The following is a 243-nucleotide window of genomic DNA, read 5'->3' on the forward strand; positions in this document are numbered from 1 at the left end:
AAAGTAGGGCGTACGTCAGCGTGTTGCGGGAGGCGATGGACGCTGACGGGATCGAGCCCTGCGGCCTGTATTTCGGCACCACCAACGGGCAGCTCTTCGCCAGCCGGGATGGGAGCGAGCATAGGCGGGTCCCCGCCCGATTCCTCCCGCGCATCCTCTCGGTGCGGGCGGCGGTCGTGGCCCGGGACCCAGACCGATGAGGGGCGAAGACCTGCTCGATCTGTTCGGTGCCCGCTCCGGAAT

At 68.3% G+C, this 243-nt stretch carries 1 pseudogene; it reads left to right on the forward strand.

From position 1 onward, the window contains the following. A pseudogene (locus ACTFO6_RS19495) lies at window positions 1-200 on the forward strand (exo-alpha-sialidase); the annotation flags it as partial. Between the last annotated feature and the right edge of the window lie 43 nt (window positions 201-243).

Source organism: Pelomicrobium sp. G1, from assembly GCF_051905455.1.
Classification (GTDB): domain Bacteria; phylum Pseudomonadota; class Gammaproteobacteria; order Burkholderiales; family UBA6910; genus Pelomicrobium.